Source organism: Nocardia sp. NPDC059229 (assembly GCF_042754165.1).
GTDB lineage: Bacteria > Actinomycetota > Actinomycetes > Mycobacteriales > Mycobacteriaceae > Nocardia.
The window spans coordinates 379,406-403,952 of sequence record NZ_JBHZAK010000003.1; the positions used below are offsets into that span (position 1 = coordinate 379,406).

Annotated in this window: 23 protein-coding genes; 19 read left to right on the forward strand and 4 right to left on the reverse strand. The window is 67.8% G+C overall.

Going from position 1 to position 24,547, the window contains the following annotated elements:
* Positions 1–114: 114 nt before the first annotated feature.
* The 12 genes from ACFXHE_RS10555 to ACFXHE_RS10610 all read left to right on the forward strand — a co-directional run bounded on the left by ACFXHE_RS10555 (position 115) and on the right by ACFXHE_RS10610 (position 13,099).
* Positions 115–1,608 carry an MFS transporter gene (locus ACFXHE_RS10555; protein WP_379381863.1) on the forward strand — a complete coding sequence of 498 codons (1,494 nt, stop codon included), beginning with the start codon at positions 115–117 and terminating at the stop codon, positions 1,606–1,608.
* Between the two features lie 353 nt (positions 1,609–1,961).
* Positions 1,962–3,179, forward strand: a complete 1,218-nt coding sequence (locus tag ACFXHE_RS10560) for an NADP-dependent isocitrate dehydrogenase (protein ID WP_354830238.1) — start codon at positions 1,962–1,964, stop codon at positions 3,177–3,179.
* Positions 3,180–3,571: 392 nt separating this feature from the next.
* Positions 3,572–4,972, forward strand: coding sequence for an FAD-binding oxidoreductase (locus ACFXHE_RS10565; protein ID WP_379381865.1), 1,401 nt, complete (start codon positions 3,572–3,574; stop codon positions 4,970–4,972).
* Between the two features lie 328 nt (positions 4,973–5,300).
* Complete coding sequence (locus tag ACFXHE_RS10570) at positions 5,301–6,440, forward strand: MFS transporter (RefSeq protein ID WP_379382104.1); 1,140 nt, start codon at positions 5,301–5,303, stop codon at positions 6,438–6,440.
* Between the two features lie 100 nt (positions 6,441–6,540).
* Entirely contained in the window at positions 6,541–6,975 is a 435-nt protein-coding gene (locus ACFXHE_RS10575) for a hypothetical protein (protein ID WP_379382106.1), read from the forward strand.
* A gap of 193 nt (positions 6,976–7,168) precedes the next feature.
* Positions 7,169–7,390, forward strand: a complete 222-nt coding sequence (locus tag ACFXHE_RS10580) for a hypothetical protein (protein WP_379381867.1) — start codon at positions 7,169–7,171, stop codon at positions 7,388–7,390.
* A gap of 88 nt (positions 7,391–7,478) precedes the next feature.
* Complete coding sequence (locus ACFXHE_RS10585; RefSeq protein WP_379381869.1) at positions 7,479–8,126, forward strand: TetR/AcrR family transcriptional regulator; 648 nt, start codon at positions 7,479–7,481, stop codon at positions 8,124–8,126.
* 208 nt (positions 8,127–8,334) lie between these two features.
* Positions 8,335–9,540, forward strand: a complete 1,206-nt coding sequence (locus ACFXHE_RS10590) for a lipid-transfer protein (RefSeq protein WP_379381871.1) — start codon at positions 8,335–8,337, stop codon at positions 9,538–9,540.
* A gap of 38 nt (positions 9,541–9,578) precedes the next feature.
* Positions 9,579–10,016, forward strand: coding sequence for an SRPBCC family protein (locus tag ACFXHE_RS10595; RefSeq protein WP_379381873.1), 438 nt, complete (start codon positions 9,579–9,581; stop codon positions 10,014–10,016).
* Positions 10,017–10,035: 19 nt separating this feature from the next.
* On the forward strand, positions 10,036–10,905 hold the full coding sequence (locus ACFXHE_RS10600; protein WP_379381875.1) for a MaoC/PaaZ C-terminal domain-containing protein: 870 nt from the start codon (positions 10,036–10,038) through the stop codon (positions 10,903–10,905).
* A gap of 10 nt (positions 10,906–10,915) precedes the next feature.
* Positions 10,916–11,794 carry an SDR family oxidoreductase gene (locus ACFXHE_RS10605; RefSeq protein WP_379381877.1) on the forward strand — a complete coding sequence of 293 codons (879 nt, stop codon included), beginning with the start codon at positions 10,916–10,918 and terminating at the stop codon, positions 11,792–11,794.
* 18 nt (positions 11,795–11,812) lie between these two features.
* The gene (locus tag ACFXHE_RS10610; RefSeq protein ID WP_379381878.1) at positions 11,813–13,099 is read left to right on the forward strand and encodes an acyl-CoA dehydrogenase family protein; all 1,287 of its coding nucleotides are present in this window, start codon (positions 11,813–11,815) and stop codon (positions 13,097–13,099) included.
* 84 nt (positions 13,100–13,183) lie between these two features.
* On the opposite strand, the gene ACFXHE_RS10615 is transcribed toward ACFXHE_RS10610, so the two are convergent.
* Entirely contained in the window at positions 13,184–14,398 is a 1,215-nt protein-coding gene (locus ACFXHE_RS10615) for a family 1 glycosylhydrolase (RefSeq protein WP_379381879.1), read from the reverse strand.
* A gap of 349 nt (positions 14,399–14,747) precedes the next feature.
* Here ACFXHE_RS10615 and ACFXHE_RS10620 point away from each other — a divergent pair, with 349 nt between their 5' ends.
* Complete coding sequence (locus ACFXHE_RS10620) at positions 14,748–15,104, forward strand: immunity 51 family protein (RefSeq protein WP_379381880.1); 357 nt, start codon at positions 14,748–14,750, stop codon at positions 15,102–15,104.
* 53 nt (positions 15,105–15,157) lie between these two features.
* Here the strand turns inward: ACFXHE_RS10620 and ACFXHE_RS10625 are convergent, their stop codons facing one another.
* Together ACFXHE_RS10625 and ACFXHE_RS10630 are read right to left on the reverse strand one after the other, a co-directional pair.
* The gene (locus ACFXHE_RS10625; protein ID WP_379381881.1) at positions 15,158–15,976 is read right to left on the reverse strand and encodes an SAM-dependent methyltransferase; all 819 of its coding nucleotides are present in this window, start codon (positions 15,974–15,976) and stop codon (positions 15,158–15,160) included.
* 250 nt (positions 15,977–16,226) lie between these two features.
* Entirely contained in the window at positions 16,227–17,081 is an 855-nt protein-coding gene (locus tag ACFXHE_RS10630) for an alpha/beta fold hydrolase (protein ID WP_379381882.1), read from the reverse strand.
* A gap of 69 nt (positions 17,082–17,150) precedes the next feature.
* Here ACFXHE_RS10630 and ACFXHE_RS10635 point away from each other — a divergent pair, with 69 nt between their 5' ends.
* The 5 genes from ACFXHE_RS10635 to ACFXHE_RS10655 all read left to right on the forward strand — a co-directional run bounded on the left by ACFXHE_RS10635 (position 17,151) and on the right by ACFXHE_RS10655 (position 22,753).
* On the forward strand, positions 17,151–17,957 hold the full coding sequence (locus ACFXHE_RS10635) for an exodeoxyribonuclease III (RefSeq protein WP_379381883.1): 807 nt from the start codon (positions 17,151–17,153) through the stop codon (positions 17,955–17,957).
* A 772-nt stretch (positions 17,958–18,729) separates the two neighbouring features.
* Complete coding sequence (locus ACFXHE_RS10640) at positions 18,730–19,236, forward strand: ribonuclease domain-containing protein (RefSeq protein ID WP_379381884.1); 507 nt, start codon at positions 18,730–18,732, stop codon at positions 19,234–19,236.
* Positions 19,237–19,743, forward strand: coding sequence for a barstar family protein (locus tag ACFXHE_RS10645; RefSeq protein ID WP_379381885.1), 507 nt, complete (start codon positions 19,237–19,239; stop codon positions 19,741–19,743). It abuts the gene before it with no gap.
* A gap of 115 nt (positions 19,744–19,858) precedes the next feature.
* On the forward strand, positions 19,859–21,487 hold the full coding sequence (locus ACFXHE_RS10650; protein ID WP_379381887.1) for a phospholipase C: 1,629 nt from the start codon (positions 19,859–19,861) through the stop codon (positions 21,485–21,487).
* Positions 21,488–21,619: 132 nt separating this feature from the next.
* On the forward strand, positions 21,620–22,753 hold the full coding sequence (locus ACFXHE_RS10655) for a PQQ-binding-like beta-propeller repeat protein (protein ID WP_379381889.1): 1,134 nt from the start codon (positions 21,620–21,622) through the stop codon (positions 22,751–22,753).
* Between the two features lie 51 nt (positions 22,754–22,804).
* Here the strand turns inward: ACFXHE_RS10655 and ACFXHE_RS10660 are convergent, their stop codons facing one another.
* Positions 22,805–23,443, reverse strand: coding sequence for a TetR/AcrR family transcriptional regulator (locus ACFXHE_RS10660; protein ID WP_379381891.1), 639 nt, complete (start codon positions 23,441–23,443; stop codon positions 22,805–22,807).
* 113 nt (positions 23,444–23,556) lie between these two features.
* Between ACFXHE_RS10660 and ACFXHE_RS10665 the strand changes: the two genes are divergently transcribed.
* Complete coding sequence (locus tag ACFXHE_RS10665; protein WP_379381892.1) at positions 23,557–24,501, forward strand: oxygenase MpaB family protein; 945 nt, start codon at positions 23,557–23,559, stop codon at positions 24,499–24,501.
* Positions 24,502–24,547 lie beyond the last annotated feature (46 nt).

Below are 24,547 nucleotides of genomic sequence, written 5' to 3' on the forward strand. Positions count from 1 at the left end.
CTTCTCATGTCCCATTATGCCAACTGTCGCAGTGCGACAAATTTCTCTTGACGCCAATTGGCTGCAGGGGTCAAGATGGTCGAGGGTGTCCCGGACCGTCCGTGAGGAGACGACATGACCGCCGCGACCACAACACTCGAAGATCGATCACAAAGCTCGGACCGGCGCGGAGCTGCGCGCTGGTGGGCCCTGGGCGTACTCGCCATGGCCCAGCTGATGGTGGTGCTGGACGCCACCATCGTCACCATCTCCATGCCGTTCGCCCAGCGTGACCTGGGCATCAGCGACGGCGACCGGCAGTGGGTGCTCACCGCCTACACGCTGATCTTCGGCGGCCTGCTGCTGCTCGGCGGCCGCCTCGCCGACTACCTGGGCCGCCGCCGCATGTTCCTGATCGGCCTGGTCGGCTTCGCCGGGGCGTCGGCGCTGGCCGGGCTCGCGCAGAACGGCGCGGAACTCTTCGCCGGGCGCGGGCTGCAGGGCGCGTTCGCCGCCCTGCTCGCGCCGGCCGCGCTGTCGCTGGTGTCGGTCACCTTCACCGAGGCCAAGGAGCGCGCTCGCGCGTTCGGCGTCTTCGCAGGTGTGTCCGCGGGTGGCGCGGCCATCGGCCTGATCGTGGGCGGCGCGCTCACCGAATACGCCAACTGGCGCTGGTGCCTGCTGGTCAACACCCCGATCGCGCTGATCGCCTTCCTGGGCGCGCTCGCCTTCGTGGTCCGGGACGTGCCCGCGCCGCGCTCCGGCGGCTACGACCTGCCCGGCGCGGTGACAGCCACGCTCGGCCTGGTCTCGGTGGTCTACGGCTTCAGCCGCGCGGCCTCCGACGGCTGGACCGCGAGCACCACCCTGGCCCTGCTGGTCGCGGGCGTCGCGCTGCTGGCCGCCTTCGTCGCCATCGAGCGGCGGTCCTCGAATCCCCTACTGCCGCTGCGTATTCCGGGGGAGATCAACCGGGGCGGCTCGTTCCTCGTGGCGCTGCTGCTGCCGATCGCCATGTTCGCCATGTTCATCAACATGAGCTACTACTTCCAGATCACGCTGGGCTGGTCGGCGCTGAAGGCGGGGGTGGCGTTCCTGCCCTTCCCGATCGGCATCGTCGTCTCCGCGGGCGTCGCGAGCGGGCTGCTGCCGCGGATCGGGCCGCGGCCGCTCATGATCACCGGTTCGGTGCTGGGCATGGCCGGGCTGCTGTATCTGTCGCGGCTGAGCTTCGGGGACAGCTACGCCGGGGGCGTGCTGCCGGCAGTGATTCTTATCGCGCTCGGCATGGGCGGGCTGTTCGTGGCCATGCAGACCACGGCGCTGCATCAGGTCGAGGAGCGTGACTCCGGCGTCGCCAGCGCGCTGCTCAATGCCGCGCAGCAGGTGGGCGGCGCGATCGGCACCGCGCTGCTGTCGACGATCGCGGTGCAGGTGGCCGAGCGGTTCGCGAAGAACAATCCGGGCGTCGACCACGTGATGGCCCGGGCCGCGATTCATTCCTATGACATCGCGTTCCTGATCGGCGCGGGATTCTTCCTGGTGACCATTCCGATCATCGCGTTCATGGTGCGGGACAAGCCGGAGAATCTGCTCGAGGGTTCCGAGCACGTGCACGTGGGCGTCTGACCCACCGACTATTCACCCGCGGGTCGCGGCAACATATATCCCGCGGTCCGCGGGTTTGGGGTTGCCGCGGGCCGCGGGTTTTCGCATCCTGGAAAGTGCGTAAAGTCACGCGAAAAGCTACTAATCGGTAACCGCACTGAATCCCGCACAGCGGGGGCCACCCGAGCGGTGAGATCGATAGCAGCAGTACGCTTGTCTTGCTTGACGCCACAGCGTACGTGGACTTGGCACCACAGGTCCCGTGCCGAGCGCCATGCGTATACGTTGTCTGTTGAACAGCTGGGGTCCGCTACAAGCGGTGCTCACCGGCCGTGCAATGGGAGCACCACCTTCCTAGGAGGACACGAAGATCCATGTCCAAGATCAAGGTTGAAGGGACCGTCGTCGAACTCGATGGCGACGAGATGACCCGGATCATCTGGCAGTTCATCAAGGACAAACTGATCAACCCGTATCTCGATGTGAACCTCGAGTATTACGACCTCGGCATCGAGTATCGCGACAAGACCGATGATCAGGTGACCATCGACGCCGCCAACGCCATCAAGAAGCACGGCGTGGGTGTGAAGTGCGCGACGATCACCCCCGATGAGGCCCGCGTCACGGAGTTCGGTCTGAAGAAGATGTGGCGGTCGCCGAACGGCACCATCCGCAACATCCTCGGCGGCACCATCTTCCGCGCGCCGATCATCATCTCCAATGTGCCGCGTCTGGTTCCGGGCTGGACCAAGCCGATCATCATCGGCCGCCACGCCTTCGGTGACCAGTACCGCGCCACCGATTTCAAGGTGCACCAGGCGGGCACCGTCACCCTGACCTTCACGCCCGAGGACGGCTCCGAGCCGATCCAGCACGAGGTCGTCCGCATGCCGGAAGACGGCGGCGTGATCATGGGCATGTACAACTTCAAGGACTCGATCCGGGACTTCGCGCGGGCCTCGCTGAACTACGGCCTGCAGCAGAACTACCCGGTGTACATGTCGACCAAGAACACCATCCTCAAGGCCTACGACGGCATGTTCAAGGACACCTTCCAGGAGGTGTACGAGACCGAGTTCAAGGACGAGTTCGACGCGGCCGGTCTCACCTACGAGCACCGCCTCATCGACGACATGGTCGCCTCCGCGCTCAAGTGGGAGGGCGGCTACGTCTGGGCCTGCAAGAACTACGACGGCGACGTGCAGTCCGACACCGTGGCGCAGGGCTTCGGCTCGCTGGGTCTGATGACCTCCGTGCTGCTCACCCCGGACGGCCGCACCTGTGAGGCCGAGGCGGCGCACGGCACCGTGACCCGGCACTACCGTCAGCACCAGCAGGGCAAGCCCACCTCCACCAACCCGATCGCCTCGATCTTCGCGTGGACGCGTGGCCTGGCCCACCGCGGCAAGCTGGACAACACCCCCGAGGTGATCGGCTTCGCCCAGACGCTCGAGGATGTCGTCATCAAGACGGTCGAGTCCGGCCAGATGACCAAGGACCTCGCGCTGCTGGTCGGCGGCGACCAGGGCTACCTGACCACCGAGGAGTTCCTCGGCGTGCTGGACGCCAACCTGGCTCGCGAGCTGCGCTAGAAGAGAAGTTCCCAACTCTCGGGACTCAGGGGCAAGCCCCTGAAACCCCAAGGGCAAGAGGTTGTTCAGGGGCCACCCCTGAAACCCCAGGAGCGCAAGCTCCCACGCGCCGACGAACGTGAACAGCGCGAAGCGGTGAAGATGGCGGCCGGGACCACAGTCCCGGCCAGGACCATCCACCGCGCCACACGGGCACCTGCCCCCACCGGAACCGGTGGGTGGGCGGGTGCCCGAACTGTTTTCGGGGTTGTCCCGGCCGTGATCACGAAACGTTCACACGATCCTTGTCAGCATGGCCGCGTGTCAACGGGTTAACGCACCCGACCGGACGGTCAATACCCCTGTGACAGACGGGGTTCGGCCGCGGTACGCGCGGCGGCGAAGGAGGAGCGATGACGGCGATCGGTGGCGAGCTGCGCACTGTGGTGCGGGGCCGGGTGCTGGTACCCGGGGACGAGAGTTTCGAACAGGCGAGCACCCCGTGGAATCTCGCCGTGCGGCAGCGGGTTTCGGCGGTGGTGGAGGTCGCGGACGCGGCGGACGCCGCGGCGCTGGTGCGGTTCGCGGCGGCGGCCGAGCTGCCGCTGAGCACGCGGGCGACGGGACACAGCCCCTCCTCGGCGGCGGACGGGACCGTGCTGGTGACGACCCGGGCGCTGGACGGGATCGAGATCGACGCCGCGGCGCGGGTGGCACAGGTGCAGGCGGGGGTGGCCTGGCAGCCGGTGCTGGAGCGGGCCGCCGCGCACGGATTGGCCGGAGCCTGCGGCAGTTCCGCGGTGGTCGGGGTGACCGGGTACACGCTGGGCGGTGGTGTCGGCTGGTTCGCGCGCAGCCGCGGCTACGCCGCGCACGCGGTGCGAGCGCTGGAGGTGGTGACCGCGGACGGCGATCAGCGCCGGGTGACCGCGGACTCCGAGCCCGACCTGTTCTGGGCACTGCGTGGCGGCGGTGGCGATTTCGCGCTGGTGACCGGCATGGAATTCGAATTGTTCGACGCGACCGAGCTTTTCGGCGGCCGCATACTGTGGCCCGCCGAGCGGACCGAGGCCGTCGTCGCGGCCTTCCGGCAGGCTACCGCCGAAGCCGAAGAGGGACTGAGCCTTTGGCTGACTCTCCTGCAATTCCCGCCGTTCCCCGAGATTCCCGAGATGCTGCGCGGCCGGGCCATGGTGGCCGTGGATGTGGTCGCGCTGGGCGCGGTCACCGGTCCGCTGCGGTTGTTCGACGAGATTCCGGGTGCGGTGCTGGACACCCGGCGGCCGCTGGATGCCGCGCAGGTCGGCGGCGTCTGTATGGAGCCGACCGACCCCAGCCCGGCCCGGGTGCGCGGTGAGCTGCTCACCGAGTTCTCCGCACGGGTGAGCGACGCGCTGCTGGCCGCCGCCGCGCCGCAGGGCGGGGTGGGGCCGCTCGCGCTGGTGCAGGTCCGGCACCTGGGTGGTGCGCTGGCCCGGCCGCGCGCCGACGCGGGCTGCGCGGGCGGGATCGCCGAGCCGTACCTGTTGTCGCTGCTCGGCCCCGCGCCGACCGCGGACTTCGAGGCGGCCGTCGTCGAGCGCAGTGACGCTGTGGTGGATGCGCTGCGTCCGTACCTGAGTGGCCGGAAACCGTTCACCTACTTGGATTCCGGTGAGACCCCGGCCGCGGTCTTCGATCCGGTCACGCTGGCGCGATTGCTGGAGATCAAGGACCGGTTCGACCCGGATGGCTTGTTCCGCAGCAACTTTCCCGTCATTCCGCCGCTCGGCGAGGCGGATCCCAGCCGGGTCGCCGCACCGGTCACGGTCTGACCGGGGACGCGCGGGCAGCCCGCCGGGACCAGCGTCCCGGCGGTCGCCTGGCGTGGGCCGGCCCATGATCCGGGCCGGTCGGTGAGTGAAATCACCGGACCGGACGGTATCGGGACCGTTCGCCACTGTGTTGCGCTTGGTTGTGCCCGAATCCGTGTCCGCAGCCATCACCGCATCCGCCGACGAGATGAGCCCCGACGGGGTGCACCGTCCCGTCGGCTCCGCGCCGGAGGCCGTCGGCTCCGCGCTCGAGGCTGTCAGCTCCGCGCCCGAGGCTGTCGGCTCCGCGTCCGGGGCGGGGCCACGTGAGCGGTGGCATGTTCCCGCCATGCTGGCGCTGGCCCTGGGCGGGTTCGGGATCGGTACCACCGAATTCGTCACCATGGGTTTGCTGCCCGATATCGCCGGCTCCATGAAGGTCTCCGAACCGACTGCCGGACACATTGTTTCGGCCTACGCGCTGGGTGTGGTCGTCGGTGCGCCGGTGATCGCGGCGCTGTGCGCGCGGGTCCCGCGCAAGCGGCTGCTGATGGCGTTGATGGCGGCATTCACGCTGGGCAATGCGGCCAGCGTGATCGCACCCGGCTTCGCGACGCTGACCGTGGCGCGGTTCGTCTCGGGCCTGCCGCACGGCGCGTACTTCGGTGTGGCGTCGCTGGCGGCGGCCTCGCTGGCGCCGGTGGGGCAGCGTGCCAAGGCGGTTGCCGCAGTTATGCTGGGTCTGAGCGCCGCCAATGTCGTCGGCGTTCCTGCAGCCACCTGGCTGGGCCAGAACCTCGGCTGGCGGAACGCTTTCGTGGTGGTCGCCGTGATCGGTATCGCGACCGTCGCCGCCATCTCCCGCTTCGTGCCGGACCTGCACGGCATTCGCATGACCGACCCCCGCACCGAACTGACCGCCCTGCGCCGCCCCCAGGTGCTGCTCACTCTGCTGGTCGGCGCCGTCGGCTTCGGCGGCATGTTCGCGGTCTACACCTACATCACCACCACTCTCACCGATGTGGCCGGCCTCCGCGTCGGCCTGGTTCCGTTGGTTCTCATGCTCTTCGGCCTGGGCATGGTCGTGGGCAATATCGCCGGCGGCGTCCTCGCCGACCGCGGCGTGGATCGCGCGATCCTCATCTCCCTGCTGGCCATGGTGGTGATTCTCGCCGGATACGTTGCGGCAGCGCACAATCCCTATACCGCGGCCGTCGGCGTCTTCCTGGTTGGTGCGTCCGGCGCGGCCCTGGCTCCCGCCCTGCAGACCCGTTTGATGGACGTGGCCCACGACGCCCAGACCCTCGCCGCCGCCCTCAACCACGCGGCACTGAATATCGCGAACGCGGCAGGTGCGTGGCTGGGCGGCCTGGTGATCGCGGCGGGGCTGGGGTACACCGCGCCCACCGCCGTGGGCGCCGGTCTCGCGGTCCTCGGCACGCTGCTGTTCGCGGTGACCGTGGTTGCCGCGCGGCGCGGTCGGAAATAACATCGCCCACATTGCATCGCCCACGATGTATCTGGTCCGCGTTCACATCCATGACCCCGGGCGCTATCGGCGGCCGGGGCTCAGGCAGGAGAATTGTCGTATGTCACCGAAATCCGCGGGATTGAAGAAGGTGCTGCGGGCCGCCGGTCAAGCGGCTCTGGGGGCCGCGCTCCTCACGGCTGGAACGGGTCACCTGACTTTCCAGCGCAAGGAGTTTCGGGCGCAGGTCCCGCATTGGCTGCGACTGGATCCCGACTTCGTCGTCGTCACGTCCGGTGTCGTCGAGATCGGACTCGGCGGGGCCCTGCTCGGTACCTGGAAGCAGCCTGCACGGGCCTTCCTCGGCGCTACGACCGCCGCCTTCTTTGTCGCGATCTTTCCGGGCAACGTCGCACAACTGGTCAATCGCGCTGACGCCTTCGGTCTCGACACCGACACCAAACGCGCGGTGCGGCTGCTGTTTCAGCCGCTTCTCGTGGCCGGGGCGCTCGCAGCGACCGACGCCCGCGCAATTCTGCGCCGGGGCGAACAGTGAGATCGAGATAGCACCCGTGGGCCGTGGAAACGTGTGCGGCACACCGGTGTAAACCTCACATTCAGGATGAAAGACTCACAGCCTTCATTGAGCGGAATTCACAGCGAACGGGGTTAATCTCGTCGAGTTATCGGCCGAATACGAGCGCTCTCAACCGGACACCTTCTTCTTTTGCAGAAAGGACGTATCCGTCATGCGTGCTGTTCGAATCGCCGTGCTCGCCGGAGGTGTGCTGCTCGGACTGGCAGTGCCCGCCGTCGCCTCCGCCGACCCGGTGACCTGCGGTAGTGACCTCAATGGCTGTGCGATCAACTGTCGCCAGACCATCGGCAACCAGAACATCCGGCTCAATGACTGCGTCATGACCGACTCCGGCTGGTTCTGCAGCGCCTGTTTGTACAACTCCGAGACGTAGTCTCGCCCGCTGCCGGGGTGCGGGCCGGACTCCGGCCCGCAACCCCGGCGCGAACATACACGATTGTATGTAAGTGTAAGATCCACCCATGACCAGCTCCGCCGTCTCGAAACCCCCGCGCCGCACCCAGGAACAGCGCAGCAGCGAGACCCGGACGCGACTGCTGGACGCCACCATCGACTGCCTCGTCGAGTACGGCTACGCCGGGACGACGACGCCGCGGGTGGCCGAGCGCGCGGGCGTGACCCGGGGCGCGCAGGTGCACCATTTCGGTTCCAAGAGCGAGCTGGTGGTCGCGGCGATCAGTCATCTGGCGCAGCGGCGCACCGAGGCGGCCATGCAGGAGATCCGGCGGGTCCGCAGCGGCGACGATCCGATCGGCGCCACCCTGGAGGCCATGTGGGAGCTGCATCAGGGCCCGCTGTTCATCGCGGCCATCGAACTGTGGGTGGCCAGCCGCACGGATCGGGTGCTCGCGGTCGAGATGGAGAAGGTCGAGCCGTTCGTGAACAACGCGGTGCTGCTGGCCGTCGCGCAGTTGGTGCCGAATGAGCTGGACCGCAAGAACGTTCGCGATTTCGCCTACACCGCGATGGACACGCTGCGCGGAATCCTGGTGACCAACTTCATTTCTCCCGATCCCGAACGGGCGCACCGGCGCTGGCTGCGGGCCTCGGCGCAGTTGCGCCTGGCGGCCGAGGCGCGGATGCCCGACTTCCGGATCGCCGACGAATAGCTGATCGATTCGGCCCGAAGGCCCTCGCCGCGGTGTGCGGCGGGGGCCTTCGCCGTTTGCGCGGGTGGGGTCACCACATCGGCGGTATGTCGGGGCGTACCCGCTGGAGCTGCCGATCTTGTGCTCGATGTTGAGAATCACGCCCTCCTATTGCCTACTTACATACATCTTTGTATGTTTGTTTTTGTTCCCTTATGTGAGGAGTTCGATGACGAACAAGGTCTACGTCGTCGGCGTCGGCATGACGAAGTTCGAGAAGCCGGGGCGGCGCAAGAACGAGGACGGCAGTGACTGGGACTACCCGGACATGGCCCGGGAGTCGGGGACCAAGGCCCTCGCCGATGCCGGAATCGACTACCGCGAGATCGAGCAGGCCTATGTCGGCTACGTCTACGGTGAATCCACCTCCGGCCAGCGCGCCGTCTACGAACTGGGCCTGACCGGCATTCCGGTGGTCAATGTCAACAACAACTGCTCCACCGGCTCGACCGCGCTCTACCTTGCGGCACAGGCGATCCGGGGCGGGCTGACCGACTGCACGCTGGCGCTGGGCTTCGAGAAGATGCAGCCGGGCTCGCTCGGCTCCACCTGGGACGATCGCGAACAGCCCATGGCGCGCCACATCATGGCGCTCGCGGAGATCTCCGAGGTGCTGTTCCCGGTGGCACCGTGGATGTTCGGCGCGGCCGGGCGCGAGCACATGAAGAAGTACGGCACCACCGCCGAGCACTTCGCCAAGATCGGGTACAAGAACCACAAGCACTCTGTGAACAACCCGTATTCACAGTTCCAGGACGAGTACACGCTCGACGACATCCTGGGCTCGCGCATGATCTACGACCCGCTCACCAAGCTGCAGTGCTCGCCGACCTCCGACGGGTCCGGGGCGGTCGTCCTGGCCTCGGAGGAATTCGTGGACCGCCACGACCTGTCGCGGCAGGCGGTCGAGATCGTCGGCCAGGCCATGACCACCGACTTCCAGTCCACCTTCGACGGCAGCGCCAAGAACCTCATCGGCTACGACATGAATGTCCGGGCGGCGGAGCAGGTGTACGCGCAGGCCGGGCTCGGCCCCGAGGACTTCCAGGTCATCGAGTTGCACGACTGCTTCTCCGCCAACGAGCTGCTGCTGTACGAGGCGCTCGGACTGGCGAAGGAGGGCGAGGCGGGGCACCTCATCGACTTCGGCGCGACCACCTACGGCGGCAAGTGGGTGGTGAACCCCTCCGGCGGGCTCATCTCCAAGGGACACCCTTTGGGCGCAACGGGTTTGGCGCAGTGCAGTGAGCTCACCTGGCAGCTGCGCGGCGCCGCGGGCCAGCGGCAGGTCGGCAACGTCACCGCCGCCCTGCAGCACAACATCGGGCTCGGCGGCGCGGCCGTCGTCACCGCCTACCAGCGCGCCGACCGCTGATCCGCACCCTCCATCCCCGACTACGAAGAGGTAATCCCGTGGGACACATCGAAGCTTCCAAGGACCTGACCGCCACCCCCGACGGCCTGTGGGCCGTGGTCTCCGACCCGCAGACCTGGGACAAATGGTTCTCCATCCACGAGCGCTGGATGGAGGAGCCGCCGGCCGTGCTGGCGCCGGGCGCGAAGCTGACCGCCAAGATCATGATGCTCGGCATGGCCAACAAGATCGAGTGGGTGGTCGAGAGCGTCGAGACCCCGAACAGGCTGGTGCTCAGCGGCACCGGCATGGCCGGGGTGAAGGTGCAGTTCGCCTTCGACATCACCCCCGAGGGCGCGGGCAGCCGCTTCTCGGTGTCCGGTGATTTCGAGGGCGCGCTGATCAAGGGGGCGCTGGGCAAGGCGGTGGAGAAGGACGGCCTCACGCAGCTGGACAAGACTCTCGCCGCGCTCGATGCGCTCGCCGCGGCGGCCTGACGGCGAGCGGGCGCACGAGATGGCTTCCACCGCTGTCGAATTCGATGAGTCGGGGCTGGGTTCCTGGTCCGACGAGGAGGCGTTCGAGGTCACGCGCGAGCGGATCGCCGAATATGCCGCGGCCACCAATGATCCCATTCCGGCGCACCTGAAAGGCGGTGCGGCCCCGCCGGTCTTCGCCATCGTCCCGGTCTTCGAGGCCATGATGATGCCGGTCATCGAGGTGGCCCCGATGAACATCTTCGGGCGGGTGGTGCACGGGGAGCAGGACTTCCACTTCCACCGGCCCATCCGGCCCGGCGACAAGCTGGTGTCGCGGGCCAAGGCCATCGGGTTCGAGGGCAAGGACAACGGCTCGACCATCACCATACTCATCGAATGCCGTTCCGAGGCCGGGGAACTGGTCAACGAGCAGTATCTGACCGCGTTCTTCCGCAATGTCGACGCGGGCAAGCAGGCGGGCGAGCAGGCTCCGGCGCACCGCTTCGATCCGGCACTGCTGGAGCGGGAGCCGCTGGCCACGGTGGCCGCGCACGTCGACGCCGATCAGACGTACCGGTATTCGCCGGCCTCCGGTGATCCGGTGCCGCTGCATCTGGACGATCAGGTCGCCCGCGACGCCGGCCTGCCCGGCATCATCGCGCACGGGCTCTGCACCATGGCCATGTCGTCGTGGGGGGTGCTGACCCAGGTCGCGGGCTCGGATGTGGCTCGGCTGCAACGGTATGCGGTGCGCTTCGCCAAGCTTGTGTTCCCGAACGACGACCTGGAGACCCAGATCTGGAAGGTCGGTTCGGCCGACGGGGTCACCACCTACGCCTTCCGCACGGTCCGCGGCGACGACACCGTCCTCAGCGACGGCCTGGCCGAAATTTCCGACAACTCGTAGGGAGACATTCATGGGTGCACTCGACGGACGGGTCGCCATCATCACCGGAGCCGGCCGGGGGATCGGCCGGGAACACGCGCTGCTGTTCGCGCGGGAGGGCGCGGCGGTCGTGGTGAACGACCTCGGCGGCAGCAATGCCGGTGAGGGCGCGGACACCGGCCCGGCGCACGAGGTCGCGGCCGAGATCCTCGCCGCAGGGGGGCGGGCGATCGCCAACACCGACAGCGTGGCCGACTGGCAGGGTGCGAAAAACCTGGTGGAGCAGGCGGTGTCGGAGTTCGGGCGGCTGGATGTCGTGGTGAACAACGCGGGCATCCTGCGCGACGCCTTCGTGGCGGGCATGGACGAGTCGCAGTGGGACGCGGTGCTGGCCGTGCACCTCAAGGGGCACGCGGCGGTGCTGCGGCACGCGGCCGGGTACTGGAAGGAGCAGTCCAAGGCGGGCAATCAGCCCGTCGCGGCGGTGATCAACACCGCGTCCGCGTCGGGCACCACGGTCCCCAATGCGGGGCAGGCGAATTACGGTGCGGCCAAGGCCGGTATCGCCGCGCTCACCCTGGTGGCGGCCGATGAGCTCGCCCGCTACGGCGTGCGCGTGAACGCCATCGCGCCGATCGCGCGCACCCGGCTCACCCTGGCCACGCCGGGCATGGGCGAGATGATGGCCGCGCAGCAGGCCGGTCTGGAAGAAGGCGAGTTCGATGCCTTCAGTCCGGCCAATATCTCGCCGCTGGTGGCGTATCTTGCCACCGAGAAGTGCCCGATCACCGGCAAGGTGTTCGCGGTGCAGGGTGGCGCGATCTCCGAACTGGCGGGCTGGCACGACGTGAAGACCATCGAGACCGAGGGGCCCTGGTCCATCGACGATATCGCCGGGCGACTGCCGTAATCAGGAAGGCGGACAACGATGTTCGAATGGTCCGAGACCGATGAGCTGATCCGGGGCGCGGTGCGGAGCTTCATCGACAAGGAGGTGCGCCCGCACCTCGACGCCCTCGACAGCGGCGAGATGCTGCCGTATCCGATCATCCGGAAGCTGTTCGCCGAGTTCGGCATCGACGCGCTGGGCTCGGAGACGGTCGCCAAACTGCTTGCCAAGCAGCGCAAGCGGGAGGAGGCACTCGCAGCCGGGGAGCCGCTGCCGGAGAAGAAGGCGAAGACCGGCGGCGACGGCGGGCCCTTCTCCGGGCAGGAATCTCTGATGGCGGTGCTCGTCAGCGAGCTGTCCGGGGTGTGCATGGGGTTGGTCACCGCCATGGGCGTGAGCATCGGGCTCGGTGCGACGACCATCCTCTCGCGCGGAACCCTCGCCCAGAAGGAACGCTGGCTCGCCGACATCGTGACCATGAAAAAGGTTGCGGCCTGGGCGATCACGGAGCCCGACTCCGGGTCGGACGCCTTCGGCGGGATGAAGACCCACGTCCGCCGCGACGGTGACGACTACATTCTCAACGGGCAGAAGACCTTCATCACCAACGGTCCCTACGCCGACACCGTCGTCGTCTACGCCAAGCTGGACGAGGGCGACGGCACCCCGGAGTCCAAGACGATCGCGGCCAAGCGCGACCGCAAGGTGCTGACCTTCGTGCTCGACAAGGGCATGGAGGGCTTCACCCAGGGTAAGCCGTTCAAGAAGATGGGCCTGCACGCCTCACCGACCGGCGAATTGTTCTTCGACAATGTGCGATTGAGCCGGGACCGGCTGCTCGGCGAGACCGAGCAGCACGAGGGAGGCGACGGACGGGAAAGCGCCCGTTCGAGTTTCACCGCCGAGCGCATCGGCGTGGCCTTCATGGCGCTGGGCATCGTCAACGAATGCCACCGGCTCTGTGTGGATTACGCCAAGACGCGCAAGCTGTGGGGGCAGGAGATCGGCCGCTTCCAGCTGGTCCAGCTCAAACTGGCCAGGATGGAGATCGCCCGGATCAATGTGCAGAACATGGTCTTCCACGCCCTGGAACGCTCCCGCGCCGGCAAGCCGCCGACGCTGGCCGAGGCCTCGGCCATGAAGCTGTACTGCTCGGAGATCGCCACCGAGGTCGCCATGGACGCCGTCCAGCTCTTCGGCGGCAACGGCTACATGTCCGAGTACCACGTCGAACAGCTGGCCCGCGACGCCAAGTCGCTGATGATCTACGCGGGCAGCAACGAGATCCAGGTGACCCACGTCGCCAAGGGACTGCTCGCCTACTAGGCGCGCATGAAGTCCGGGGCCGCGACCAGTCGCCGGTGGCGGTCCCGGACGCGGCCTTCGGCACCGCGTGTTCGAAGTAGCGACCTACGGGACGGAGACGGGGCGCAGGCAGCTCTCCATGGGCAGGATGATCGAGCAGAGGGCGGGCTTGCGGGTGGGGCGGTAGTCGGCGGGGACGCCGCCCTGGGCGGTGATGGATTTGAAGGCGGCCACTGCGTCGGTGGGGCGGCGGGTGAGGGTCGGATCGGTTTTCGCGTCGACGGTGTAGAGGCCGAATCGCGGTGAGTAGCTGCCCCATTCGTAGTTGTCGGTGAGGCTCCAGTAGTTGTAGCCGATCACGTCGATGCCGTCGGCCTTGGCGCGTTGCAGCCAGTAGACGGTGTCGCGCAGGTGGTCGGCGCGGTCGTAGCCGTCGCTGCGCGGGGCGGCGTTGTCGGTGGGAAGTCCGTTCTCCACCACGTAGATCGGCAGGCCCGGGAACTTCTCGGTGTAGGTGCGCAGGTCGTAGTAGATGCCCTCGGGCTCGATGGCGTTCTTCCACAGTTCGTCGCCCAGCAGCGCGGTGCTCGGCAGGTGCGTCAGGGAGGCGCCGTAATAGAAGTCGACGCCGATGAAGTCGAGCTTGCCGCGGATACGGTCGGCGAACAGCAGGTCGGTCAGGTTCTGCACGATCGGGTATTGCGCGATATTGCTGGTCACCCGCGCGCCGGGCTGGCGGGAGTGGATGTAGTCGTAGATCGCGGTGTGCGCCTGCACCAGCCGGTCGAACATCGGCAGCGCGTCGAGCACGCCGATGTCGCCGATCTTGATCGATTGCGCGACATAGCCCATGGGCTCGTTGATGGTCACCCACATCGGGTCGTCGGGCGCGTATCGGTCGACCACCTTGCGCATATTGGTGAGCCAGTCCGACACCATGCCCTGGTTCTTCCAGCCCCCGCGATCCGCCTCCCACCCGGGGATCACCCAGTGGTCGAGGGTCAGCATCGGCCGCATCCCCGCCGCGCGGATCTTCTGGATGACCTGGTCGTAGAAGCGGAAGCCGTTCTCGTCCCACGCATTCGGCTGCGGCTGCACCCGTGCCCATTCGATGCTGAGCCGGTACACCTTCAGACCCATCCCGGCCGCCAGATCGATGTCCTCGGCGTACCGGTCGTAGAAGTCGACCGAATTGCCGTACGGGTCGTGCGCCTTGCCGGAATTCGCGTACCGGCTCCAGTTGCTGTCCGGCGCATGGCCTTCGGACTGGAATCCGGCCATGGCCACGCCCCACATGAAGTCGGGGCCGAGCGACGGCACGCTGGTCGGCGCACCGCCGGCGCTCCCGGTCCCGGACCCGCTGGCACTGCCCGACCCCGAGCCGCTCGAACTCCCGGACCCCGAGCCGCCGGCACTTCCGGACCCCGAGCCGCTGTCGGCCGGCGCCGCCCCGGCCACGGCAGACCCGCTGGACACGATGGCCAGTGCTGACAGGACCGAACACAGAACCCGCGCAGTTCTCATCTCAGCGAAATCTCCCACAGTGCTTCGGACGCGGCCCCTTACCGCGCGGCCGGGTGGCCGTTCCAGACTCTACTGGTCATACGTCCAACACGATGGTGTTTCACTCAATATCGGTTTGTCAGGGGCCGTGGCTAGGGTTCGGGGCGTGACCGATCGTGAGAGTTTCGCCCCACTCGTGTTCTTCGAATACGACCACAAGCCCGGGCACTACTGCCTGATGCTGTCCGACAACCACATGCTCGCCACCGAACCCGTCTTCGCCGAATTCGGTTACGACGGAAACGGTTACGGCTGGGCCGGGGTGGCGCGGTCGGCGGTGGCGACCCAGGAGGCCGGGGTAGGGGAGCGGCTGAGCTTCGACCCCGAGGCGGGCACGTTCGTCGCGTACGGCCAGGACGCGCCGGCGCTGCGGGCGCTGGGGGCGTTGCTGCGGGACGCACTCGCGGATCCGGCCGTTCTCCGCGAGCTCATCGCCGCGGGCGATCCGGAGTGGTTCGACTGAACACCCGCTGATCGCGTGCTGCGATCAGCGGGCGGCGCAAGGGGTTTCGGGGCTCAGGGCTTGCGGGAGAGGGCCGCGGAGATCAGCTGCTCCCAGACGCTGAGGTCGTGGTGGTCGCTGCCGATGCGGGCCACGCCCTCGGCGGTGGGTTCGGGGCGCCAGAGGGAGCAGGGCACCAGGCCAGGCTCCAGGATTTCGAGATCGCCGAACAGGCCCAGGATCTCCTCGTCGGTGCGCCAGCGGCCGCGGCCGAAGGTGGCCTGCAGCTTCTGCTCGGCGACCCGGGTCTCCTCGTTGAAGCCGGACCGGAAGTGGGAGATGTAGAGCATGCTGCCGGAAGGGATCTGGTCGGCCCAGTAGCGGACCACCTGCTCGGGCTTCTCGTCATTGTTGAGGTGGTGCAGGATGGCGCTGAAGATCACGGCCACCGGCTGCGAGAAGTCGATGAGCCGCTCCACTTCCGGATGGTGGCGGATCGCCTCGGAATCGCGCAGGTCGGCCTGGATGACGGTGGTGAACTCGTCCGTCTCCAGAATCGCGCGGCCGTGCGCCAGCACGATGGGGTCGTTGTCGACATAGACCACGTGCGGCTCGGACTGGTGCCGCTGCGCCACCTGGTGCACATTGTCGGCGGTGGGCAGGCCGCTGCCGATGTCGACGAACTGCTTGATCCCGGCGCGCGAGATCTCACCGATGGCGCGCACGAGGCAATTCCGATTCGCGTACGCGATGTCCACCGAACCCGGCAGATCCTTGATGAAGAAGTCCCCGACCTCCCGGTCGGGCGCATAATTGTCCTTGCCGCCCAGGAGATAGTCGTACACCCGGGCAATGCTGGGCTTGGACTGGTCCACCTGCGGTTGTTCCGTCATCTCCACACACCCCTGTCAGTATCGAATTTTGCCCTCCGCTTCGCTCCGGGCGGGTTCGCGGCCCTGGAGGTCTCGTTCTTCCCTCCCTGCGCTCCCCCGCTTCGCTCCTCCGCTCCGCTCAGTCCAGAACGAGACGGGCCGCGAACCTGGCGACGTGGATCCGTCGTAATCCTATGTAACTGAACGAGTTCCGGTGCACGGTTCCAGGTAGCGCCGGGTATGCCGGAGAGCGTGGGTGGTTCGGGGCTCGTCAGACCGCCCGCAATCGGGTGCGGCTGGCGTAGACGTGCTCGGCGATCAGGGTCGCGATGCGGTCGGGCGCCTCGAGCATGGGAACGTGGCCGACGTCGTGGACCAGGATGCGGTCCGCCGACTCCGGCAGTTCCTCCAGGAAACGGCGGGCGTACAGGCGATTCGGGATGATCCGGTCGTTCTCGCACATGAGCAGCCGCACCGGGGTGCGCAGCGTGGCCAGGTGCTCGAGGGCCGGGAATCGCAGGCCGCTCACCAGCATCGGCAGCATGGCCTTGCAGTGCATGGCCGAGGTGATGGCCGCCTCGATGCCCGCCCGCGAGGCCGCCTCGGTGTTCTTGGTGAGCAGCAGCGCCACTGCCTGCCGGACGAACCCGCTGTAGGCGACGGCGGCCGGCAGATGCTTGCCGATCTCCACGAACGGCACCATCGACAGGAACTTCAGCCCGACGCGAAGCTGCAGCGCGGAGGGGGTTTGCCAGCCGCCCGCGGGCGCGATAGCGGTGAGGGTGCGGGCCCGGCCCCGGCGGGCCAGCTCGAAGCCGACCCAGCCGCCGAGCGAATTGCCCGCGATATGGCAGGTTCGCCAGCCCATCTCGTCGAGCTGGTCCTCGACCCGGTCGGCAAGGGCGCTGACATCGAGGTACCAGCCCTCGAGTTCGGGGCCGCCCCAGTGCCCGGTGAAGGCCGGAGCGAACACTTCGCAATGGCTCGACATGCGCTGTGCGACCTGCTCCCAGCAATGCGGGGACAGCATGAATCCGTGCAGCAGGAGCAGTGGTTCGCCGGAGCCGGTGTGGAGCGCGCGGATGGGCGCGGGCGGGGCGGTGGGCCGGGTGGTGCCTGACGTCATCGTCGTCACCCCTTCCTGGACCTCGATGTCCGTGAAGAGAGTCGGTAAGCCGCATTGTACGGTCGTGAAGTGGCGAAAATCATCAGTACGTGCAACGTGAACGGGGTGCGTGCCGCGGCGGGCAAGGGATTGCTCGAATGGCTGGCCGCGACCGAGGCCGATATCGTCTGCCTGCAGGAGACGCGGGCGACCGATGAGCAAACGCGTAGCGCGCTAGCGCCCGCGCTGGACGCCGGATGGTTCCTCAGCCATGCCGAACCGGGCCTGAAGGGCCGGGCGGGCGTGGCGATCCTGTCCCGGCACCAGCCCGACGCGGTGCGCGTCGGCGTCGGCCTCTTCCAGGACGGAAGCTGGTCTCCCGTCGAGGAATTCGCCACGCTCGGCCGCTATGTCGAGGCCGACTTCGAGGATCTCACCATCGCCAGCGTCTACGTCCACACCGGCGAGGCCGACACCCCGCTACAGGACGAGAAGTACCGCTTCCTGGACGCCATCGGCGCACGCATGCTGGCCCACCCGGGCGAGTTCGTGATCATGGGCGACTGGAATGTCGCGCACACCGAGCTCGACATCAAGAACTGGAAGGGCAACGTCAAGAACGCGGGGTTCCTGCCACAGGAACGCGCCTGGGTGTCGTCCATGCTGGCCGCCGGCTACGTCGACGTGGTCCGCGAACTGCACCCCGGCGTCCCCGGCCCCTACAGCTGGCACTCCTACCGCGGCCGCGCCTTCGACAACGACGCCGGCTGGCGTATCGACTACCAGCTGGCGCGCGGCGAGATCGCCGCCCGCGCCAAGCAGGCAGTAGTGGAGAAGGCCGCAACCTACGCCGAACGCTGGTCCGACCACGCGCCCGTGACGGTGCAGTACCGATGAAGAAGCCCGGGGTACCCGCAAGACGGGTACCCCTCGGGCTGAATCCCCCTCCGAGCAAATTCCCCTGACCGGCCGACCAGGTACCCCGGGTCTTCCCGCGAAGTGCGTTCGACCGGCTATCGCCTCACCTGCTCTCGCGGCTCCCGAGCATCGCAATGGCCTCCGGGCTCTGGAGAACCAGCACTCTCCCCGGCGCTGTCCGGCGCCAGCGCTTCGTCCAACTCGCAGCGTGGCACCTTGGTCCGCCAGTGATGACACGCAGCAGGTTCCACGGTCTGCGGGTCGGTGAAAGCTGTTACACGCCTGGGGTTTCCACCGACATGCGCCAGGTTCGGAGTGATCACGACCGCACAGTCGATGCGGCGCAGCAGCCGGTACAGCATCCCCATGCGGGCATGAGCGCGCATAGAACCGATTGGGGACCGATTATGCGATTGCATTTCCTCGGCAAGGGTGACTCGGAAGGCGGAGGCTGCCCGAGCACTGATCCGCCGAGCGCTCGAAGCGCGGTCCCGCTGAGGGTTGCCGCGAACCTCTGGGCGCGTGGCCACCTATTCAAGGCGGAAACATCCAGGTCGGTGGTCGCCACGGCCGCTGTCCGATCCTCTCCATCACATACGGTTCCGGCGGTGCTCCGACTGTCGGGTGGTGACGTAGATTCGTCAGTCATGACGGATAGCCGGGCAACCAGTAAGGCACTCGAACAGGTCGGCAGTACGGCTTCTTACCTGGTCAACAGGGATTCTCTGGTTTGCGGAACCGAGTCGATCCGGTGAAGAAGGTCTCCAGGAAGCAGAGCGCCTGGCTGACGCTGGGGGTGGCCGTGCTCGCGCTGATCGCCGCCATCGTCGCCAACCGGATCAATACCGACCATCCGAACAACACGGGCAGCGCCAAACCCGTTGTCACATCGGTGGTCAAGACGACCGCAAAGCCGGGTGGTGTCACACCGGCTCCCGGCGTGGCCGATCAAGCGGCCCCGCCTTCCAAGGTGGCCGGCGTGCCCGATCAGGCGTACAGGACCCTGGTCGAGATCGACGCCGGGCGCTGGCCGGGCTCCGCCAACGCGCCCGGCACCCACGGCGGCGACACCTGGAACAACCGGGACGGTAGCCTGCCCCGCAAGGACGCCTCCGGCAAGGCGATCAGCTATCAAGAATGGGATGTGAATCCCAAGCAGCCCGGCCAGACCCGCGACGCCGAGCGCATCATCACCGGCAGCGACGGTTCGGCCTATTACACAGGGGACCACTACAAAACCTTCACGAGGATGCGCTGAATGACCGAACCGATGCCGCTGTCGCAGTTCCTCTCCGCTACCGCCGAAGATGTCGCCGAGCGACGGGCCCCCGCTCCGGTGCTCGGGGTGCTGCCCATCGGCGCGGCCGAATTCTCCGGCGTCCGTTACCGGATTCCGGACGACTACGTCGCCCGGGAACTGCGCGGCCGCAAGATGCGCACGGTCACCGAGGTTTTCGACGAGTTCGCCGCCGCCTTCCAATTCCCCTACTACTTCGGGGAGAACAAGGACGCCTTCGACGAATGCCTCCGCGACCTCGACGAATTCGTCGGAGCCGCACAGGGATACGTGGTGGTGATCCGCAATGCCGCGCTCATGCTCGACCGCCAGCCCGACGAGCGCGACTGGTTCGCCGAGGCCATGGCCGACTGCGCGACCATCTGGGCGGCCCGCGGCATCCCCTTCCGGGTGGTCCTGCAGGACGCCACGCCACCCGGATTGCCGGTGATACCCCTGGCCCTCGACCGCGAAACCGAAAATTCTTGATTCACCGGACTTTCCACTCCAGTTAACCTGCGGTCGAACAAAACTGTCCTGGACGCTGCAATGGTTCCGCTATGCGATCGCAACCTGACGCGATCCGGATAGACCTGGAGGTTCCATGCCCGCTTCGGCACGCCGTCGCTTCGGCAAACGAAGCCGCGCCGCCGCCGCGTTCGCCGCGCTGGTCGCGCTGAGCGCCACCTCGTGTTCGTCGTCGTCCGACCAGGCGGCGCCGGACACCGACACCGCGACGCCCATCAAGCACGTGGTGGTGATCTTCCAGGAGAACGTCTCCTTCGATCACTACTTCGGCACGTACCCGAACGCGGCCAACACCGACGGCACCACGTTCACCGCGCAGCCGAACACGCCGAAGGTGGACGGCCTCACGCCGGATCTGCTCACCAAGAACCCCAACAAGGCGCAGCCCGTGCGCCTCGGCGGTCCGAACCAGCAGATCACCTGCGACCAGGACCACGAGTACAAGGACGAGCAGCTCGCCCTCAACGGCGGCAAGATGGACCAGTTCGTCGAGCACACCAACGTGTCCGAGGGCAGCGCCTGCAAGCCGCCGATCTACGGCCCGCAGGGCCTGGTCATGGGCTACTACGACGGCAATTCGGTGACCGCGCTGTGGAACTACGCGCAGCACTACGCCATGAGCGACAACTCCTGGACCTCCACCTTCGGCCCGTCCACCGTGGGCGCGCTGAACCTGGTCGCGGGCCAGACCCACGGCGTCACCAAGATGGAGCCGCCCAAGCCGGGCCAGCCCTTCCCTGCCGACACCGTGCTGGAGAACGCCGGCAACGGCCAGGGCACCGTGGTCGGCGACCCGCAGCCCTACGGCGACGACTGCTCCAACCGCGACACCGTCCAGATGAGCGGCACCACCATCGGCGACCTGCTCAACAAGAAGGGCGTCAGCTGGGGCTTCTTCCAGGGCGGTTTCAAGCCCACCGACACCAAGGACGGCAAGGCCGTCTGCGGCGCCACCCACAATGTCGGTGCGGCACTGGGCGGTACCGGCAAGACCGGTGACAAGGCCTGGGACACCAAGGGCGACTACATCCCGCACCACGAGCCGTTCCAGTACTTCGCGTCGACGGCCAACCCGCACCACCTGCCGCCGGCCTCGGTCGACAAGATCGGCCACGACGATCAGGCCAACCACCAGTACGACCTGACCGACTTCTGGGCCGCCGCCGACAAGGGCAACCTGCCCGCCGTCAGCTACCTGAAAGCCGCCGGCTACCAGGACGGCCACGCCGCCTACTCCGATCCGCTGGACGAGCAGCAGTTCCTGGTGGAGACCATCAACCACCTGCAGAAGCTGCCGGATTGGAAGGACACCGCGGTCGTCATCGCCTACGACGACTCCGACGGCTGGTACGACCACGCGGCGCCCAAGCTGGTCATGAACTCCGCCTCCGAGCAGGACGGCTACAGCGGGCCCGGCGTCTGCGGTGACGCCAAGGCGAATCCGGCCAAGTACCAGGGCCGTTGCGGCTACGGCCAGCGCGTGCCGCTGCTGGTCGTCTCGCCCTACTCGAAGGCCAACTTCGTCGACCACGGCGTGACCGACCAGGCCTCGGTCCTGAAGTTCATCGAGGACAACTGGAAGACCGGCCGCATCGGCGACGACTCGTTCGACGAGAAGGCCGGCACCCTCGACGCCATGTTCGACTTCAAGGCCGCCGCGCAGCCGGCCCTGCAGCTCGACCCGAAGACCGGCGCCGCGAGCTAGCCCGGATGCGCTGACCGCCCGGCCCGATCCCGTGGACCCGATCCATTGGAAAAGGCCGGGCGGTTTTGTATTCGGGCGAGGGCGGTTCCCCCTATAGTCGCTGACAGTGTGTCGAGCGAGTGGGGTCCGGTTGTGATCAGTCGTCGAAAAGTGTTGCGGGACGGGGCGATTCTCGCCTTCGCCGGGGTGACGGCCGCGTGCGCCGCGCCGCGGCGGGTGGCGGGGACCGCGGCGTCCGGGAGCATCGCCTGGGAATACCAGGTCGACGGCGAGGTGCGGGGACTGCGGTACGGCGCGGGCACGGTAGTGGTGGAAAACGCCGCCGTGCTCACGGGGCTCGAGGCCCGGAGCGGACGCGAGTTGTGGCGGTTCCCGATCACGACACCGGGGATCGGCCGTCATTCCTGCGTCTGGAGCAACGCCCTCGTGGTCTGCGGGGCCGAACCCGATGACGCCGGGGATCGGGCCGTGGCCGTGGATCTGGCGTCGGGGAAACGGAATTGGTCCTTCGACGCACCCGAGGGGGTCGTGCTCGGCGGAGTCTTCGGTGTGCGGGACGGGGTGCTCTATCTGATCGCCTCCGATCGCGACAAGGGCGGGCGCGAGGCGTGGGCCGTGGACATGAAGAGCAAGGCCGTCCGCTGGCGGGTGCCCTGCGACGCCGAGGCGCTGTCGGTGCCCGACAGCGGTTCACTCCTCTACAACCAGAGTCCCGGCACGGGCGGCGATCTCGTCGCCCTCGACCTCGGGACCGGTGCGACCGCCTGGTCCCGCGCGGGCGACTCGGCGGTCTCGGCCAGTACCATCGCCACCGGCCTGGTCCAGGGTGCCGTACTGGCGACCGACGGCGCCCACATCGTCTCCGGCCTGGATCCGAAAACCGGTGCGGCGCTGTGGACCACGCCCGCCCTGCCCTACACGGCCGGCGTCGTCTTCGGTTCCGGCGACGCCTACTACCTGTGTGACGGCGAGAGGCTGCATGCCATGACTCCCGGCGGCGAGGCGGCCAAGCTGTGGAGTATCTGCATCGCCGATCAGGGTGCCGCGGCCGATGTCGGCGGATACCCGAGCGCAGGGGCCTTCTACCTGCTGGCCGACCGCACCCTCCGTGCGATCGACGCGCACACCAGCGCCGTCCGCTGGACGCAATCGATTCCGGACAAGGCCGGATCGCAGGTGTCCTTCGCCGCCGGCGATGCCCACTGCTACGTCGAATCCACCGAGGACGACCCGGGCGCATCCGCCGTGATCGCCATCGTGCGCTGACTCGGATTCCCCTGCGGGGCTACGATTCCGGCGGCTGGGAGAGCGCGCGGCTCAGCGACGGATCTGCCGAGCCAGATCCTCGCCCAGCAGCACGAAAACGTCGGTGGTGGCGTCGATGAGCTCGTCGCGGGTCATGGGGAGGTCGCCCTGGAGCCAGGCCGTGAGGGTCTGGACCAGGCCGCCGACCAGGTAGGTGGCGCGGAAACCGATCACGGGCAGGGGGTCGCCCTCGGTGAGGCCGTAGAAGTCGATGCCCTCGGCCGCCACGATATTCGCGAACGCCTTGATGGTGTGCGTTGTGCGGGTGCGTAATTCGGGGGTGGCGGAGCTGACCACCAGGGCCACCCGGGCCTTGCGCGGATCGTCGGTGAGGACGTGGATGCCCGCGGTGATGGCGGCGTGCGCCTTGGCGCGCGGGTCGTCGGGGGCGGTGTGCAGTGCGGCGAGCAGGGCGCCGGCCAGCTCCTCGGCGATGGTGTCGAACAGTGCCGACAGCACGGCGTCGCGGTTGTCGAAGTTCTCGTAGTAGTAGCGCTCGTTGAGTCCCGCGCCGGTGCAGAGGGCGGAGACGGTGAGCTTGTCGATGCCCTGGGTGCCGAGGATGTCGAGGGCGGCGTCGAGCAGGGCGGTGCGGCGCTGGGTGCGGCGTTCGTCCGCGGAGATGCCGCCGTAGGTCCGTTGCCCGGTCACGAACCGATTCTGGCACGGCCGCGATTCTGGCAGAAGGTCTTGCCGGAATCTGGAATCTGGGGGACTCTATTGCCAGATGTGATGGCCCGCATCACACCCACCGGGAGGCAACGATGCCTGCACGCGCGGCTCAGAGCGGCTACTTCTCCGACGACTCGATGATCCGCAGGGTCATGCGCAAGCGCGCGGTCGGACTCACCTACGGCCAGCGGGCGCTGGTGATCGGCGCGGTGCACCCGCTGCTCTATGTCGGAACCGCCGAGAACACCCAGCATCGGACCACGCCCTACACCCGGCTCGCCCTCACCGGCCGCCTGTTCGAGGCCGTCTCCCTGGGCACCCGCGAAGAGGCCGATCGCGCACGGGCTTTCACCCGTAAACGGCACGCCCCGGTCGACGGCATGCTGCCGGAGGACGCGGGCGCTGCCAACCCGGCCGGCACCCACTACTCCGCGGCCGACCCGCATCTGATGTTCATGACCATGGCCTTCACCTTCGATTCCGCCGAGGTCATGCACGATCTGCTGGTCCGCCGCCTCACCCCGACCGAACGGGAAGGGCTGTACCAGGACTACGTGCGCTGGGGCGAACTGTTCGGCATGCCCCGCAGCGCCGCCCCCTACACCTACCGCGAATTCCGCGACTACTTCGACGGCTACCTGGCCTCAGACGAGCCCCACCTCACCGAGGAGGCCAAACTGGTCGGCTCCTACCTCATGGGCCAGCGCGTCGCCCACCCCCTGCCGGCCCCCATCCAGCAGGCCCTCACCGGCTTCTCCCTCCTGGTCCAGGGCAGCCTCCCCAAGCGCGTCCGCGACATGTACGACCTCGACTGGGGCCTGCGCGAACAAGTCGCCTTCCGCAGCCTGGCCCGAGCCGTCCGCACCGCCCACCTCTCCCCACCTCTGGTCGGCAACCCTCTGACCGCCCCGATGACCGGCCCCAGCTACCCCCTCTACAAGCTGGCCACCCGCCGCGAACAGCGCCTGATCGGCTCCGGGCGGCCCAGCATGCCGGGGGTCGATCCGCGCCCCTTGTCGGACCGAATCGGCGCATGACCGGCTGCTTTGGCGGACGACCCCGCCCCGGAGCGAAGCGGAGGGG

Coding starts and splice junctions, on each gene's coding strand:
- ACFXHE_RS10555 (WP_379381863.1), top strand. CDS start 115: ATGACCGCCGCGACCACAACACTCGAAGATCGATCACAAAGCTCGGAC.
- ACFXHE_RS10560 (WP_354830238.1), top strand. CDS start 1,962: ATGTCCAAGATCAAGGTTGAAGGGACCGTCGTCGAACTCGATGGCGAC.
- ACFXHE_RS10565 (WP_379381865.1), top strand. CDS start 3,572: ATGACGGCGATCGGTGGCGAGCTGCGCACTGTGGTGCGGGGCCGGGTG.
- ACFXHE_RS10570 (WP_379382104.1), top strand. CDS start 5,301: ATGCTGGCGCTGGCCCTGGGCGGGTTCGGGATCGGTACCACCGAATTC.
- ACFXHE_RS10575 (WP_379382106.1), top strand. CDS start 6,541: ATGTCACCGAAATCCGCGGGATTGAAGAAGGTGCTGCGGGCCGCCGGT.
- ACFXHE_RS10580 (WP_379381867.1), top strand. CDS start 7,169: ATGCGTGCTGTTCGAATCGCCGTGCTCGCCGGAGGTGTGCTGCTCGGA.
- ACFXHE_RS10585 (WP_379381869.1), top strand. CDS start 7,479: ATGACCAGCTCCGCCGTCTCGAAACCCCCGCGCCGCACCCAGGAACAG.
- ACFXHE_RS10590 (WP_379381871.1), top strand. CDS start 8,335: ATGACGAACAAGGTCTACGTCGTCGGCGTCGGCATGACGAAGTTCGAG.
- ACFXHE_RS10600 (WP_379381875.1), top strand. CDS start 10,036: ATGGCTTCCACCGCTGTCGAATTCGATGAGTCGGGGCTGGGTTCCTGG.
- ACFXHE_RS10605 (WP_379381877.1), top strand. CDS start 10,916: ATGGGTGCACTCGACGGACGGGTCGCCATCATCACCGGAGCCGGCCGG.
- ACFXHE_RS10610 (WP_379381878.1), top strand. CDS start 11,813: ATGTTCGAATGGTCCGAGACCGATGAGCTGATCCGGGGCGCGGTGCGG.
- ACFXHE_RS10625 (WP_379381881.1), bottom strand. CDS start 15,976: ATGACGGAACAACCGCAGGTGGACCAGTCCAAGCCCAGCATTGCCCGG.
- ACFXHE_RS10630 (WP_379381882.1), bottom strand. CDS start 17,081: ATGACGTCAGGCACCACCCGGCCCACCGCCCCGCCCGCGCCCATCCGC.
- ACFXHE_RS10645 (WP_379381885.1), top strand. CDS start 19,237: ATGACCGAACCGATGCCGCTGTCGCAGTTCCTCTCCGCTACCGCCGAA.
- ACFXHE_RS10650 (WP_379381887.1), top strand. CDS start 19,859: ATGCCCGCTTCGGCACGCCGTCGCTTCGGCAAACGAAGCCGCGCCGCC.
- ACFXHE_RS10665 (WP_379381892.1), top strand. CDS start 23,557: ATGCCTGCACGCGCGGCTCAGAGCGGCTACTTCTCCGACGACTCGATG.